A 15775-nucleotide genomic window follows, 5' to 3' on the forward strand; every position below is an offset into this window, starting at 1 on the left:
TATCTATTTTCACACCCGGATATTCAAGAATGTTGGGGTTGTTATGAAGAAAATAATTGTGTTTTTGTGTATGGGATTATTATTTTGTGTCTCTACTTGGGCTCAAGGTACCTGTTTTTTGGCAAAAGAAAATCAAACTGTTTTAAAACGCGAGGGCAATGATTGTGATCAACACTATTCGCCAGCATCAACTTTTAAAATTGCACTGAGCCTTATGGGTTTTGATTCTGGTATATTAAAGGATGAGCTTCATCCTGAATGGCCATACAAAAAGGAATACGAACTTTATTTGAATGTATGGAAATACCCTCATAACCCGCATACCTGGATCAGAGACTCCTGTGTTTGGTATTCACAGGCATTAACTCGGCAATTGGGCATGAAACGGTTTAAAGGGTATGTCGACGCATTTCACTACGGTAATCAGGATGTTTCGGGAGACGAAGGTCAAAATAACGGTTTAACCCATGCCTGGCTTTCAAGCTCACTTTCTATCTCACCCACAGAGCAAATTCAATTTCTACAAAAAATAATCTATAAGAAACTACCGGTGAGTCAAAAAGCTTATACTATGACTAAAAATATCATGTACATCCAGGAGTTGCCTGGTGGGTGGAAGCTTTATGGAAAAACAGGTACTGGTCGGCAGTTAACAAAAGATAAAAGTCAAAAATTGCCTTTGCAACATGGATGGTTCGTAGGTTGGATTGAAAAGGATGATCGTGTAATTACTTTTGCAAAGCATATTGCAGATAGTAAGGAGAATAACACTTTTGCCAGTTTTAGAGCGAAAAATGATGCTCTGATTCAATTGTTTAACCTCATTAATGAGTTGGAGAAATAATCTAAAAAATTATCGGATCAGGGCTCTTCTGATCCGTTTACCTAAATCTGCGAACTATATGTACGCATATTTCAGAAATTGTTGCTGCTTGTCAATGGTAGCTACAAAGTCCTGAACTATATCCCTAGTCATTAATTTCGCATTTTAGTTTGGATGATTGTCCGCTAACCCAGTTTAAAAATTCAATGAGATCATTAATTTCTTCCGGGGGAAGGTTTTTGCCTATCGGCGGCATGTATCCTCTGCCATTCTTTACAAGCTTACTGATATCAGAAGGTGTTAAGTAGCTTGTCACCATGCCTAAGTCCGGTGCGCGTCCTTGAGCTCCCTTGTAAAATAGAGAGTGGCAAGTGGAGCATATATTATTAAAAATATGATGACCATTTTTTATAGACTCTGATTCTTGCAAAGGATTTAAGAAAAGAGAAAAAGCCAGGTCTTTTTTATTCACTATTTGCATCGAAATAACCTGGTATGGCCAACTGGCAGGGTAGGTGCTTGTATTATCCCATACAATATAGAAAGGACCGGGATTATCTTTTTTACCGTGTTGATTAATGTAACTCCAACGACCATCTTTGGTGATGTTATTGCCAGAAATTGTTTCGGGTGCTTCTTGATAAGCAAGATAGGCTTGACCTTTTGTCGTAAAATACAACAGAGGGGTTTGAGACATATAGTTATCTGCTGTTTGAGCTAATAATACCTGGTCTACATTGTTCTTTTGTAAATCTACTGCCAACAATTTTGTTAAAATCTGATTCATATCAAAAGCATAATATACTTTTTTCACATTGTTATAAGCAGGATTAAAGGGGATGCTTACACGTATGGTTTTAAACTGTTTTTTAAGATCTGACAGCGTATATGCCTTATCAGCAATAATTATTTTAAGTTGTTTTTCTATTGAATTGGGTTCCCCAAAACAACAAGCTGAAAGTAATACAAGGTTAATTGCATAAACCAGCAGAAACATTAATTTTAGGTTCTTATCCATAAGTTCTTCTTGTTTTTTGAAAACAATTCAGATTTTTTCTATCCTGTCACTAGTTATTATGGTTTATAATAGAAGCACTTCCAAGTGATATTTCCCGGTAGGTAAAGTCATTTATATATAGAGTATAAAAGGAAAAGATAATCAGGAAAAAATAATTTTGAATATAATATTGACATCTTCAACTATTTTAATTTATTGTTGAAAGAGTTATTATTTTATCACATAAAAGGTAGGTTTAAAGAGTCATGAAAATTACATCTTAAGTACGCCCAACTATAGGGCAAAGTGAACAAAGTCCTTTGTGACTTTTAGTTTTTACTGTCCTGGCAGACATGCTTAAGAGTAAATCATGAACCATAAACCGATTCAATTTAAAGACCTCAGTCTTATCTATCCGCATAAAACCTGTTTTCAAGACTTTAGTGGTGAAATCCATTTTGCTGATCGCATTGCACTGATTGGCCGTAATGGCTCAGGAAAATCAACGCTACTCAAGATGCTTTATGGTCTTTTTTTAGCCCCTGCGGGCGAAATTAAAATACCCCATGATGTTCGCTTTGGTCATTTACCTCAAGTGCTTGAGGATTGTCCTGATTTAAGTGGGGGGCAACGATTAAACCAGGTATTGAGCAAGATACTGTCCGATAAGCCTAATGTTTTATTGTTAGATGAACCTACGAATCATCTGGACAGCCGTAATCGTCGTTCTTTAATGCGCATGCTTAAGTATTATCCCGGAACGTTGATCATCGCCTCTCATGATACAGAACTTATCAATACAGTCACAAATACTCTATGGCATATTGATTTAGGTCAAGTGATTGTATTTAGAGGAACTTATTTTGATTATCAACAAATGCTTGAGGACAAAAAAGCATCGATTAAGCAGGAATTATCAAGGATTGCAAAACAGAAAAAGGAATCACATCTTGCTTTAATGAGAGAACAAGAGCGCAATAAACGCTCGCGTGTTCAGGGCGAAAAGAAGATAGCTCAACGCAAATGGCCAACGATTCGGTCTCATACCAGGCTTGGCTCAGCAATTACAACGGGCAATAAACGATTAAGTGACATTTGCCACAAAAAACAACAATTGATCGAGGAGCTTTCCTCTCTAAACCTTACAGAGGTGATTCAGCCCAAATTTAAATTAAAGGGACTTGAGCATCATAAATCCTTAATCAGAATTCAAGACGCTTCGATTGCCTACGAATCTAGCATGATTCTTAAAGATATTTATTTTCACTTGAGTGGTTGCGAACGAGTGGCATTACACGGAAACAATGCTTCAGGTAAGTCGACCTTTGTCAAAGCGATCTTGGGGGATAGTCAAATTAAGAGGACGGGAGAGTGGGCTGTGCCTAATTACAATACAATAGGCTATCTCGATCAGCATTATCAACATTTGAACTTCAATGAAACAGTCCTGGATTTAATGAGCTCTAAGATGCCTCATGCAACTTATGCAGAAATTCGTGCTCATTTAAATGATTTTTTATTTCGCAAAAACGAAGAAGTAGAAATTAAGGTCAAAAGTCTTTCTGGTGGTGAAAAGGCAAGGCTTTCTTTAGCATTGATTGCGGCTCAACCACCTAAACTACTTATTTTAGATGAGATCACTAACAATGTGGATTTGGAAACACGTACTCATATCATTGAGGTTCTAAGTGAATTTCCAGGCGCAATGCTGGTTATTTCTCATGACCATGACTTTTTAGAATCCATTCACATTGAAACCAAGTATCAGATTCATCAAGGAAAATTATATGGTTTCAATGATGCCTATTTAGAGGGAATCCATCATGACTAATCGTTTGCCCAATCACTTGGGTTCTTTTGTGTGGCATTTTTTAAAACCATATCGAAGCATCGTGATGTTATTTATCCTGTTTGCTCTATTGGCTGGTTTTTGGGGACCGTTTAATAGTTTATTGGTTAAATTTTTCATTAATACTTTAGCTGCAAAGGCAAGTAAGGACCTGTCTTCTTTGTATTGGATTGCTGGATTATTGGTATTGAACTTTGTTGTTTTTGACAATATAACCTGGCGCACCCTTGGGTACTTGAACTATAAATATGAAGCCGTGATTAAAAACCAGATTATTAGCCAAACGTTTGAGTATGTGTTGGGGGGTAGTACGCAATTTTTTCAGGATAATCTCTCCGGACGGATTGCCGATCAAATTACGACACTTGCAGATAATCTTGAGATTATTTTACATCGCGTGTCTGTAGATTTTCTTCGTGGTGCTTCATTATTGGTGGTTTCATTTATTACAGCCTATTTTGTTAATGTTTTGTTTTTCTATATTTTATTTCTCTGGTTCATTGCCTTTGCCTCATTTAGTATTTGGATGTCAGCACGATTAGTCCAATTGTCTGATGATCATGCAAGCTCTGAATCACAGCTTTCCGGGCAATTGGTAGATAGTCTGGCGAATCAATCCAACATTCGTATCTTTTCAAGAAAAATCTACGAAGTGGAACGTATGAACGCTTTCTTTCGTATGGTACAACGGGCTTTTCAAAGAAAAGAGCTGTTTATTGTTTTGTTATGTTGCGCACAAGGTGGAATGATTGCAGTGATGATGGGTTTTGCATCGATTACTTTAATCCATTTATATGGCAAGGGTCTTGTAAGCATAGGTGATTTTGCCTTAATTCTTGGACTTTCCATGGAGTTGGGCCATATGATGTGGTACACCATGTATCAAGTGGATCAATTTAACCAAGCCTTAGGCAAAGCAAAACAAAGTTTAAATGCATTGGTGATACCCCACGAGATTAAGGATAAAAGCAATGCATCTCAATTAGTCGTTACTCAAGGACAAATTGAATTTTCCAGGGTGAAATTTCATTACCAAGGCGGTTATTCTCTGTTCCAGAATAAATCTGTAGCGATTAAAGCAGGTCAAAAAGTGGGTTTAGTAGGTTATTCAGGCAGTGGTAAATCGACTTTTGTGAATCTGATTTTACGACTTTATGAGGTTGTGGAGGGGCAGATTCTTATTGATGGTCAAAACCTATCTGAAGTCACTCAAGAGAGTTTAAGGCAAGCCATTGCCATGATTCCTCAAGATCCAACACTTTTTCATCGAAGCTTAATGGACAATATATGCTATGGCAGGACGGATGCAACGGATGAAGAAGTTATATTAGCCTCCAGGAAAGCACATGCTCATGAATTCATAAGTCTTTTGCCAGAAGGCTATAAAACCCTGGTAGGAGAACGTGGGGTTAAACTTTCAGGTGGTCAGCGTCAGCGTATTGCGATTGCACGGGCTATCTTGAAAAATGCCCCGATTTTAATACTGGATGAAGCCACGTCCCAGCTTGACTCCATTACAGAATCCAATATTCAAGAGAGTCTCTGGGAGTTAATGCAAGGAAAGACAACCCTGGTTATTGCGCATCGCCTGTCTACTCTCCTGCATATGGACAGAATTTTAGTCTTTGATAAAGGCCATATTGTTGAAGATGGGAATCATGATGAACTATTGAAGCGTGGTGGTTTGTACAAAACCTTGTGGAATGCGCAGGTTGGTGGTTTTTTGCCAGATCAACAGAATGAGAAAGGAGATTAAGTTATGTTAGTCAAGCAAGAACAGCATCTCATCAAAGTAGTACCTTATGATTCGAGTTGGTCTATGCAATTTGAACAGGAAGCAGAACAGATAAAAAAAGCGTTAGGTAATAATTGCATTGATATTCATTATATCGGTTCCACCTCAGTACCTGGTTTGGCTGCAAAACCAGTCATCGATATGATTCCAGTTGTTTTGGACCTAAGCAAAGTAGATAGTGTCAATACTGCCATGCGAACACTTGGTTATGAAGCAAAAGGAGAATACGGTATTCCCTTTCGCCGCTATTTCCAAAAGGGTGATAATCAACGAACACATCATGCTCATGTTTTTGAGCTTGGAAACTTCGAAATTGAGCGCCACTTAAAGTTTAGGGATTGGATGAGATCTCACCCGGAAGATAGAGAGGCTTATGCGCGTTTAAAACAAGAGTTGGCACGCCAATATTCTGATGACATTACCGCCTATTGCTTGGGTAAAGAAGATTTTATTGTAATCATTGATAAAAAAGCAGGGTTTAATGGATTAAGAATGGTTAAGGCATTAACACCTCGTGAATGGGATAAAGTACGCAATTTCAGACAATTTTATTTTTTTGACAAGGCCGGTCTTTCTGATCCTTATACCTGGACTTTTGAGCATGATGCGCATGTTCATTTTGTTTTATTTCAAGGAAGCGAAATCATTGGCTATACTCATTTGCAATTATGGCCTAATAACAGAGCAGCACTACGTATTATCGTTATCGATGAGCTTAAAAGAAACCATCAATACGGTAACCGTTTTTTGACATTATGTGAAAAATGGCTCAAAAGTCATGGCTATCAAAGTTTGCATATCGAGTCGTCACCAGATGCTCTAAGATTTTATCGAAATAATGGTTATATCGATATGTCTTTTGATGATCCCTATGGCTATGAAGGTGATGCCCGAGATACTGCAGTAGGGAAAATATTATGATTCAAATAGAAAAAATAACAGGGGAATTAGCTCACGCTTTGTGTTCGACAATTACAAAGGATTTACCAGAATATTTTGGTTTGCCAGAAGTAAATGAGCACTATGCAATAGGTGTGAAAACACGCACTAATTTTGCAGCAAAAAAAGGGAATGACGTTATCGGGCTTATTTCAATTGATTTTCCTTATCCTAATAATGCCAATATTTATTGGATGGCTGTCAGACGAGATTTTCATCGCCAAGGTGTAGGTAAGCAATTAATTGAAGCGGCCTGTTATTTTGCTAAAACGCAGAGGGCTATAACCATAACAGTTGAAACGCTAAGCCCTTCAGAGTCAGAAGACAATTACCTTAAAACGTATCAATTCTATCAATCAGTTGGCTTTCACTCTCTTTTTGATTTAAAACCCAAAAGCTATGAGTGGAGTATGGTGTATATGGTAAAAGAGCTTGGCATTCCAATTGAGCCTCAACAAGCTAATGTCATTATTAAGGTACTTGAATTATCCGAAATCCCCATTCTGGTCAATGCGTTTCAGAAAGCAAATTGGCAAAAACCTGCTTCATTGTTTGAAGCATATTACCAAGAACAGCAGAAGTTTCTTCGGGTGGTATGGGTGGCATATTTTCGAGAACAAATTGCTGGCTATGTTACTCTAAAATGGATATCACAATACCAGTCGTTTGCTCATCAAAAAATTCCGGAAATTATAGACTTAAATGTGCTGCCCTCTTTTCGTAAACAGGGAGTGGGAACTGCTCTACTGCAGGCTGCTGAAGAAAAAGCGGCAAGTGAAAGTGATGTCGTAGGTATTGGCGTTGGTTTATATGGCGGCCATGATGGAGGATATGGACAAGCTCAACGGCTTTATGTCAATAGGGGTTATATCCCTGATGGTTTAGGTGTCACTTATGGTTATAAGCCAACTGTTCCGGGGCAGGTCTATCCTTTAGATGATGATTTTATTTTATGGTTTACAAAAAAATTAAGATGAAATGCTTGACCCTTACGTTACGTGAGCACTTATCTTTAAATGGAATCATTTGAGAGGATAGTTTAATAATGGCTTATACGGTAAAACAATTAGCAAAAATATCGAATGTCAGTGTGCGCACTTTACATTGGTATGATGAAATAGGTTTATTAAAACCAGCCTATCAAGGTGCTAATGGCTATCGTTATTATGAAGAAAAACAGTGCTTAAAATTACAGCAAATTTTATGAGCAGCAGCATCCTGCTCTACTCGAGTTTATTATTGAAGGAATGCTATTTTATGCAAATAAAAACCTTTGATTGAGATGATAGAAGGGCTGGCCTTATCAGCCCTAAATGACATTGGATTGAGAGTATTATGCGTGTTAGCAAAAAAAATTGTGATTTATACAAATCAAATTATTACGATACCCTCAAAAAAAGGGAGTTGTATCACGCTATTTTTACTTCCCAGCAAGAGCAAATACCTTATTCCGAGGCTGGTTGTGGCGTTGCCTCCTTGCTCATGTTACTTAAACTCATTCAGTTTTATCCTCTGCCAACATGGAAAGAACTTTGTGAAGCATTAAGACTTGATGAACAATTTAAAAAGCATTATACCGGCATTGCTTGTCAAATTTTAAAGAAGGAACTCTTTTGAAGTTTTCTTGCTTAATAATTCATCTCTTAGTAAGTTGGGAAAATAATTACTCAAGAAATTTTAAAAACTGCTTGACCCTATTGTTGCTATAGGCCTTACCTTTGTCTTGAAGGGGGAAACACAATGACACAATGGTTCGTAAAAGATTTAAGCCAATTAACGGATGTATCGGTACAAACGTTACATCACTATGATCGTATAGGATTGCTAAAGCCTTCATTACGACTTACCAATGGGTACCGTGTTTACTCTGAGAAGGATTTATTGAAATTACAACAGATTATTGCTTTGAAGTTTTTCGGTTTTGAGTTGTCACAAATCAAAACCTTGCTCGCTGAAGAAAGTAATGCGCTCAACCATTTTAACAGCCAAGCTCGGGTGTTAGAACAAAAAGCATCCACTTTACTTGAGGGAGCTAAAACTTTGAGACGTATCATTGACTCTGTTGACATAAATCAATCTATCCCTTGGGAAACCATTATTCAACTTATAGAGGTATATAAAATGACAGAACATCTTGAGCATGGCTGGGTAAAGGAAATATTCACGCCGGATGAATTAAAACAGTACGCTGAGTTTGAAAAAGAAATGAAAGCCAATGCCACGCCTGAGCAAAAAGCGGCTATGGAAAACAATTGGTCTCAGTTAGTTGATGAGGTAAAAAATAATCTGAAGCAAGAACCAGACTCAAAAATAGGAATTTATTTGGGAAAGAAGATTATGGATTGGGTAAATGGGGTCTATGGTAAAAAATATGCTCATTTAAGGACTAAAAAATTTGAACAGGGTTTTGGGGAAGGAAAAGGTCTTGATGAGGTTGGATTAACACCTGAAATCGTATCCTGGATGGATAAAGCGATGGATGCTTACTGGCGAGACAGAATCTATGGGATTCTTGATCAAGTAGGAAAAGTTCCTTCAGCAAGCGTATTAGCTCTTTGGAATGAGATGCTGGTTGATATGTATGGTGAGGAAACATCACGTAAAAACGCCATATATGAAATTGCTTTAAATGACGATCAGGTTAGTCCTGAGGCAAAAGCCTGGCTTAGAAATATTTTAGATTCCTAAAAATATGAATAACACTGTTGGATCGGTATTGTTTTACCGATCCATTCAACTCGATTTGATACCTTCAATTATTAATTGATTTAGCATCTTAGGCAGACCAATCGTCTCTAAATAAATTTAATTGCTATAGACACAATAAACCATGATTTTCAAACTTCTGCTTAATGACATAATTTAATATTTTAAGGAAAAGTTATAAATGAAGTATCAATTAGAACTTGTTGCAGATCTTGTAATGCCCTTAATAAACCTTAGTTTGAATCTGGTGTGGTCACGTTTGAAGGTGAACTAAAATGGTATATACCCATAGCGATAAAAAAACATGGTTTTTGCCCAGAATAAGTATTATGGGATCTTTATGATTATTGGAAAGACAAATTTAAAGCATACTGATATTCTTGATATAAAGAAAAGCTTGTTTAGAAATATGAAATGAAAATTATAATAAAAGTCGGAACACAAAGTATTTTATCGGTCGACGGAAGTCCAATCTATTCCGTACACCGGAGGGAGTATGTTTTGAAAAAATAAAAAAATTAAATAAAAATCAATATATTATAAATAAAGAAAAAATGTTTTATTGGGATATGATGTTACATGAATTAAAGGTCATATCTTTTCCGTTATTAAAAGAAAAAAGTTAGAGAAATTTCAAAAATGAGCTTCAATTAAAAGATAATCACGATGCCAGCTCGCAAGATTTAAGAATAATAACATCTTATACGGGTCATACCTCTAGATTATCTCTATCTTTTTTTGTGGCTGAAAATATAACAAAATGGAACAATCCTAAAAGTGGCGGTCATAATAAGCAGACTTCATTAAGCCTCTATAAATAAATTATTCAATGTTTTGGAGGGCTGAAATCCAGAATTAAATAGCCTATTAGGTGTGAGGTTTTTCAATTTTTTCATAATCAAATCATTATGATAATTAGCTATTTGAATGCCTCATTGTCTATTTTATAGCTATTACTAACTTCTTCGGAGTTACGATTGAAAGTTGTGTACGGGAGTAATTGAAAAACAGGTTGGGTGGTGTAACCTCATTAACTATCAAAGGTTAATGGAAAAATCCAAAGAGGAGACACCACGATGGGAAACGATACCGTTGTTTCATTGAAAAAACCAGTAGTTATTGATGATTTGTTGACAGAAACCCTTCGTGCCGGAGCGAGGCAATTATTGGCGGTAGCGATTGAAGCAGAAGTTGCGGAGTTTCTGGAGAATTATAATGGAGCGGGAGAACAAGCGCGCTTTGTAAGGAATGATTATTTGCCGGAACGAGAGATTCAGACAGGAATAGGCCAAGTGGCGGTTAAAGTTCCACGGGTGGGGGACCGTTCTAAGTCATCGGATGGGATTGGTTATGTTTCGAATCTGGTTCCCAAGTATTTAAGGCGAAGCAAAAGCCTAAATGACTTTTTGCCGTTACTTTATCTCAAAGGGATTTCCACGAATGATTTTGTAGATGTTTTAAAATCATTGATTGGCAGTGAAGGAAAAAATTTATCTCCTGGAGTCATTAGCCGCCTAAAAGCGACATGGGAGCAAGAATATAGGGCATGGCGAAAACGGGAGATGACTGACAAACATTATGTGTACTTCTGGGTAGATAGGATTTATTTGCAGGCCAGAATGGAAGAAAGCAAGGAATGTGTTCTGGTGATAATTGGTGTTGATGAGCGCGGTCAAAAAGACTTGATAGCCATGGAAGCCGGTTACAGGGAAAGTAAAGAGTCCTGGCTTTCGGTGTTACGCGATTTGAAAGCACGCGGACTCGACAAGGCACCCAAACTGGCTGTTGGCGATGGGGCACTGGGTTTCTGGGGTGCTATCGATGAAATCTATCCTGAAACTCGCCATCAGTGTTGTTGGTTTCACAAGATGGGCAATGTGCTGGACAAATTGCCAAAATCGCTACTCTCCAAAGCGAAACAACAACTGCAAGCCATTTGGATGGCTCCAACACGGGAGCAAGCTTATAAGGCATTTGGCCGATTCATCGAAAGTTATCAAGCTAAATATCCCAAAGCGACGGAGTGTCTGCAAAAAGACAAAGATGATTTATTAGCCTTTTATGATTTCCCGGCAGAATACTGGGTTCATCTGCGCACCACCAATCCGATTGAATCGACCTTTGCCAGTGTCAGGCACCGCACTTATAAATCCAAAGGCGCGTTCTCTCGAACAACTATTTTGACAATGGTTTTCAAGCTATGTGACAATGCCAAACATCATTGGCGTAAACTGCGGGGCTTCAAGATGCTCGCTGAAGTGATTCGCGGCGTTAAATTCGTCAATGGTATAAGAGAAATTAAACAAAATGGTTCAGTGGATGAGGGGAAAGCTACCTGATCTTTTTTGACCATACACAACTTTTTACCGTAGCTCTTATCTATTATGGATCCTCCACTTTTTTAAATGAATTTAAACAATCTCATTCTGGCTCATTACAAGACCTTGTTAAAGTGGCAGGATCCATACTATTACGTCAGTTCGTGGGCTAAAAATAATTTAGTTAAAAAACCTTACTTAAGTGATAAAAATGCTTGCTCTGGCTTTTTAATATAATTCAATGCAAGCTCAAAATCAGGTCCATAATTTTTTGAAGGGTCAATGTCAGGTGATTTAGCTGGATGAGCTGCCGCAAATAGACTGATTTTTGCTAGAATAGTTTTAGGAAGAACTGGTAAATGCGGTGGTTTTTTAGACAAAGTATCAGCTAAATTGCTTGCAAAATATCCAATACGCTTTTCGTCATCTTTTGCTTTTTCCTCTATATCTTCCTTAATGGTTTTATAAACATCTTTTATAATATTTTTTGCAGTAATAATACCGGCAACAGGAAGACTGAGAAGGGTTCCTGCCAATGAAAAAGGTAATGCTATCGCCCATATCGGATTTGAATGTTCTATCATAGCTACAGGGGTTACCCATAATAACATATTAAGATTCGTCATGGCTCTGCCGGTTTGCTCCAGATCATCACTAATGCAATTTTTTAGATTAGCAGTTTTTTTTCGAAATTTTTCCAATGCTGTTATTTGATTACGCCTGGAAGGATAAGTTTTCATCGATTTTTTTTTGTAATGCACTGTTAGGAATCCTTGTTTTGGTTAAATTAGGATCCAATTATATTAAATTAATTCATAAAATTCAAATTTTTTTCAAAAACGAATTGGTCGCGAATTGCCTCAAATTACCTGTTGCCGAAGCTATGTCCAAATAAGTATAGTGTTTTGATTTTAAAAAGTGAGTATACTAACACAACTTATAAGTCAATTTAAAATCAAAACACTATACCTGACCAATGCTCAAACGGCTATTGCCATTTGGGTAAGAGAGCCTATAAACAAAGATGACATACTTTAATACTTTACTGTGCTAAATATTATAGAAGGAATCAATAACACTGTTTACTTCTATTATCCTGTTGTCAACATACCACAAGAAATGCCTGTGACTGTTTTTCTTAAAAGAGGTAAGTCTTTCCTTTTCATAGCTTCAATCTGAATAAGATTTAAAGGATGAATCAATGTTGATCGTAATTGAATACTTTCCCCAAGCCAGGGTTGGTGAAAACAGAAATCTTTCTCATCGGTTATTTGATAGAAGAACTGAATAGTTGACTCTAGTTCTGATTGAAAAGGCTTTAGGTATTCAATAGAGCCAGTCAATTGAAGCAAGTACTGTTCCCAGACGGGTAGATAAACCTTGGAGAGTGTTACACCTAATTGCTTTACAAAAGCAGCAAAAAGAGCATTTTCTTTATAAAGAGCCTTAAGTCTGTTTTTTTCAATGCCATTTAGCTCTGACCAAGTGGAACCTATACCCCACCAGGTTGGAAAAAGAAGCCGTGTTTGAGTCCAGCACAGAATCCATGGGATGGCGCGAAGCTTTCGTTGATCAGGGCCTGATTTTCGTTTGGTTGGACGAGAGCCAATTTTCAATTCTTTCAGAAAATGATAAGGGGAGGCTTGTTCTACTATTTGCCAAAACCAGTCACTTTGGATAAGTGTTTTATATTTCTGGCTAACTCTTGTCGAAAACAAGGACAACTCTTCCGGATAATCATTGTCATTGCTTTTGCCTTTCTGCGAATAGATATCAAGAAATTTGTCAATCTGGCTTTTGAGTATGGAACTGGAACCAAAGAGTCTTGCAACCATTTCTCCCTGGACAGTCACTTTATAATTAGACATTATTTCCTTCGACCAGGAGGCTGTTTGTTCTTTGATATCCCCGCCTCCTCGCTCAATACTACCGCCCGAACCATGAAAAAAGATGGGCCGAAGGTTTTTATTTTCCAGGGTAGACTGAATGTTTTTTAAACTTTTCGCAATCATAAGCCGAGAGGGCAGTACGCCATTTTCTTTGGACGAGTCGGAGTAACCCAACATGACTTCATAGTTTCCATCCCACTGTTTGAGATGCTTCTGTCTGATATCCTCAGTGATTGAATTATTTAATATTGTATCTGCGTCAGTGAGGGCAAGTTGATTTTCAAACAAAGGCACAACTGGCAGGGCATAGCTTTTAAAAACTTTTTTAACCAGATTAATTCCATTTTTTATATCCTCAGCTGATTCAACCATACTAAGGATAAAACCGCGTATATAGTTTTTAGGATCAGTTCCATGAGTTATAGAGTGTACCTGTTCAAGCATTTTAGTAATTGTTGTTTTTTTTATGCTTGTTAAACTCTCTTTTACAACGGCTGAGTCCTCTCTAAGCTCTATAGGCATGACCAAAGCGGGATACAGATGAAAAATACTGGAGATGATGGAGAATTGCTCAGGTTCGAAATTTAAAAATTTTAGGGTATTTATCTGTGTAGCAGTCAATTCATTTTTGAATATCGATATTTTTTCATGTTCTTTTGATTGTATCTTTTTAAGACCATAGGCTTTTTTAACAAGCTGATTAATCTGATCTGCCAAGGGTTTATTTTTATCTAATGAAGTTGAAAGCTTAATGATTTCCAGCACTTCTCTTAAGCATTCCTGAATGTAGGCAATAAAAAAAGAACGAGAAAGTTCTAGGCTTTTAAGCATGATTTTTTCATTAACACCAGAGTGCCCATCCTTATCACCTCCTACCCAGGTGCGTAATTGAATAGGGACGCCTTTTGCTAAAAATGAATGATACAGTTTGATGTTAAGTGGATGGAGTGCGTACTGATAGATGTATTGAGCCTCGTCTTCCACGCTTGGTTTTTCATGATAGGAAATATTAATTTGAAGTGAGATTTTAAGCATTTGATCAAGATGAGATTCATTCATCAGATAGGGGGATTTAAGAACTTCTATAAGATAGTCACGAATTTCTTTGAAAAGTTTTAAAAACTCATTGGTACGAGCCTCTGTTGGGTGTGCTGTCAATACATAATGAATACCTTGAGGCATATCAGAATAAACTTGTTCTTTTCTTTGGTTGATACGAAAAATGCGGTAGGCATTTTCACAGGTATTAATCAGCTCCATCATAAGGGAAAAACCATGAGCTATTTGATATAACTGTTTTTTCTCAAGTTTGGAAAGCTCGATTTGAAGACTATGAAGAGATTTTCCAAGTGAAAAAGACTCACTTCCGATCGTGTCTTGCATGGATAGTCGAATTTGCTCGATTCTTTCATATGTTTCTTTTCCATAGACTTCTGCAATGGCTTTCTTTAAACAGGTAAGTGACCAGAAAACCATACGGCTGAGCTCTCTTGGCAGGTGGGACACATTTTCTTTCATCGAAAACTCCATTTTATCCGAATGGTTTATTCTGTAGAGGAACGCTGTCTGTTCGTTATCTAACTCTGATGCAGTAAATACTTCATTGTCTACTTCTCTCGTTGATCCTCAAAGGATTTTGGCACAACTATTCAAGAATACTTTGGCATGCAATTTTAATATACTTAATTTGTGTTGGAAAATATTTTTATTTTTCAAGGCAGACCAAAATCAATGTCCTATAAAGAATACTACTATTCATTTCAGTTTTTCCAATAAAATAATATCTGTACCACGGATATGCGATATTTTTGTTGCTGTTACTGATGTTTCCTGCAGGATTTTTTGTATATCAGAAAATAAATCAAGACCATGGTGTTTTAATGGACGTAATAAAAAATAAGCTTTACCTCTGTTTGCAAGTGAATTGCCCAGCGCTTGAATATAACTCTGAAAGGAGCTATCTAAATAAAATCTGCACCGATTTTTAAATTTTGAAGGGGAAAGTATTCCGTGACCTGGTTGGAAATAGGGTGGATTACTGATAATCAAATCGAATTTTTCTTCCCATTTTTTTTTATGTAGTTCATCATAATTTAAGAGATGCCAGCGAAATTGCAGCTCAGGTCGATTAACGTTAGCTATGTTTTGATAAAAATATTCAGTATAAATATCCTGGATCTCAATAAAATCAATCTGCCGGATTGCTTGAAGATACCATGACAGTTCAATTCCAATTACTCCACAGCCTGCGCAGAGATCTAATACTCTTAATGAACCAAGATCTGGATAGGATTCCAATTGTATTGCAACAAACTTAGCCAGATGAATTGAATCAAGACTGAAACGGTAGTCGTCAGGTTGTTTGTAATTATAAGTAAAATTTATTTTTGGTTCGCTCTGTATTGTATCAATCATATTGAAATTATTTTCGCTCAACTATGGTTTTAAAGCGCCTTATT

The 15775-nt window shown here is 37.0% G+C and carries 12 protein-coding genes and 2 pseudogenes; 10 read left to right on the top strand and 4 right to left on the bottom strand.

The genetic code is table 11. The annotated features are described in order from the left end of the window. The first annotated feature begins 43 nt into the window (after window positions 1-43). Window positions 44-844, top strand: a complete 801-nt coding sequence (gene blaOXA / locus OQI99_RS04465) for a class D beta-lactamase (RefSeq protein ID WP_061512650.1) — start codon at window positions 44-46, stop codon at window positions 842-844. Window positions 845-968: 124 nt separating this feature from the next. Here blaOXA and OQI99_RS04470 read toward each other — a convergent pair whose 3' ends face one another. Further along, on the bottom strand, window positions 969-1841 hold the full coding sequence (locus OQI99_RS04470; RefSeq protein ID WP_061512651.1) for a c-type cytochrome: 873 nt from the start codon (window positions 1839-1841) through the stop codon (window positions 969-971). A gap of 349 nt (window positions 1842-2190) precedes the next feature. On the opposite strand from OQI99_RS04470, the gene OQI99_RS04475 reads away from it, so the two are divergent. The 9 genes and pseudogenes from OQI99_RS04475 to OQI99_RS04510 all read left to right on the top strand — a co-directional run bounded on the left by OQI99_RS04475 (window position 2191) and on the right by OQI99_RS04510 (window position 11448). Next, window positions 2191-3651 carry an ATP-binding cassette domain-containing protein gene (locus tag OQI99_RS04475; RefSeq protein WP_265731388.1) on the top strand — a complete coding sequence of 487 codons (1461 nt, stop codon included), beginning with the start codon at window positions 2191-2193 and terminating at the stop codon, window positions 3649-3651. Next, on the top strand, window positions 3644-5425 hold the full coding sequence (locus OQI99_RS04480; protein ID WP_080447165.1) for an ABC transporter ATP-binding protein: 1782 nt from the start codon (window positions 3644-3646) through the stop codon (window positions 5423-5425). Before OQI99_RS04475 ends, OQI99_RS04480 begins: the two co-directional genes overlap by 8 nt. A 3-nt stretch (window positions 5426-5428) precedes the next feature. Beyond that, window positions 5429-6385 carry a GNAT family N-acetyltransferase gene (locus tag OQI99_RS04485; protein ID WP_061512654.1) on the top strand — a complete coding sequence of 319 codons (957 nt, stop codon included), beginning with the start codon at window positions 5429-5431 and terminating at the stop codon, window positions 6383-6385. Further along, window positions 6382-6816, top strand: a pseudogene (locus OQI99_RS16165) (GNAT family N-acetyltransferase); the annotation flags it as partial. The gene OQI99_RS04485 and the pseudogene OQI99_RS16165, both read left to right, overlap by 4 nt. Before the next feature lie 6 nt (window positions 6817-6822). Continuing rightward, complete coding sequence (locus OQI99_RS16170; RefSeq protein WP_322783715.1) at window positions 6823-7380, top strand: GNAT family N-acetyltransferase; 558 nt, start codon at window positions 6823-6825, stop codon at window positions 7378-7380. 68 nt (window positions 7381-7448) lie between these two features. Then, window positions 7449-7607 (top strand): annotated as a pseudogene (locus tag OQI99_RS04495) (MerR family transcriptional regulator); the annotation flags it as partial. 131 nt (window positions 7608-7738) lie between these two features. Beyond that, window positions 7739-8020, top strand: a complete 282-nt coding sequence (locus OQI99_RS04500; protein ID WP_061512656.1) for a hypothetical protein — start codon at window positions 7739-7741, stop codon at window positions 8018-8020. A 123-nt stretch (window positions 8021-8143) separates the two neighbouring features. Next, entirely contained in the window at window positions 8144-9091 is a 948-nt protein-coding gene (locus tag OQI99_RS04505; protein WP_061512657.1) for a MerR family transcriptional regulator, read from the top strand. Window positions 9092-10185: 1094 nt separating this feature from the next. Beyond that, window positions 10186-11448, top strand: a complete 1263-nt coding sequence (locus OQI99_RS04510; RefSeq protein ID WP_265731389.1) for an IS256 family transposase — start codon at window positions 10186-10188, stop codon at window positions 11446-11448. A 173-nt stretch (window positions 11449-11621) separates the two neighbouring features. Here OQI99_RS04510 and OQI99_RS04515 read toward each other — a convergent pair whose 3' ends face one another. The 3 genes from OQI99_RS04515 to OQI99_RS04525 all read right to left on the bottom strand — a co-directional run bounded on the left by OQI99_RS04515 (window position 11622) and on the right by OQI99_RS04525 (window position 15731). Next, entirely contained in the window at window positions 11622-12188 is a 567-nt protein-coding gene (locus tag OQI99_RS04515) for a hypothetical protein (protein WP_265731390.1), read from the bottom strand. A 330-nt stretch (window positions 12189-12518) separates the two neighbouring features. Then, window positions 12519-14834 carry a phosphoenolpyruvate carboxylase gene (locus tag OQI99_RS04520; protein ID WP_265731391.1) on the bottom strand — a complete coding sequence of 772 codons (2316 nt, stop codon included), beginning with the start codon at window positions 14832-14834 and terminating at the stop codon, window positions 12519-12521. Between the two features lie 237 nt (window positions 14835-15071). Next, window positions 15072-15731, bottom strand: coding sequence for a methyltransferase (locus OQI99_RS04525; RefSeq protein WP_061512660.1), 660 nt, complete (start codon window positions 15729-15731; stop codon window positions 15072-15074). Window positions 15732-15775 lie beyond the last annotated feature (44 nt).

The organism is Legionella sp. PATHC039, from assembly GCF_026191275.1.
In the GTDB taxonomy this organism is placed as follows: Bacteria; Pseudomonadota; Gammaproteobacteria; order Legionellales; family Legionellaceae; genus Legionella; species Legionella pneumophila.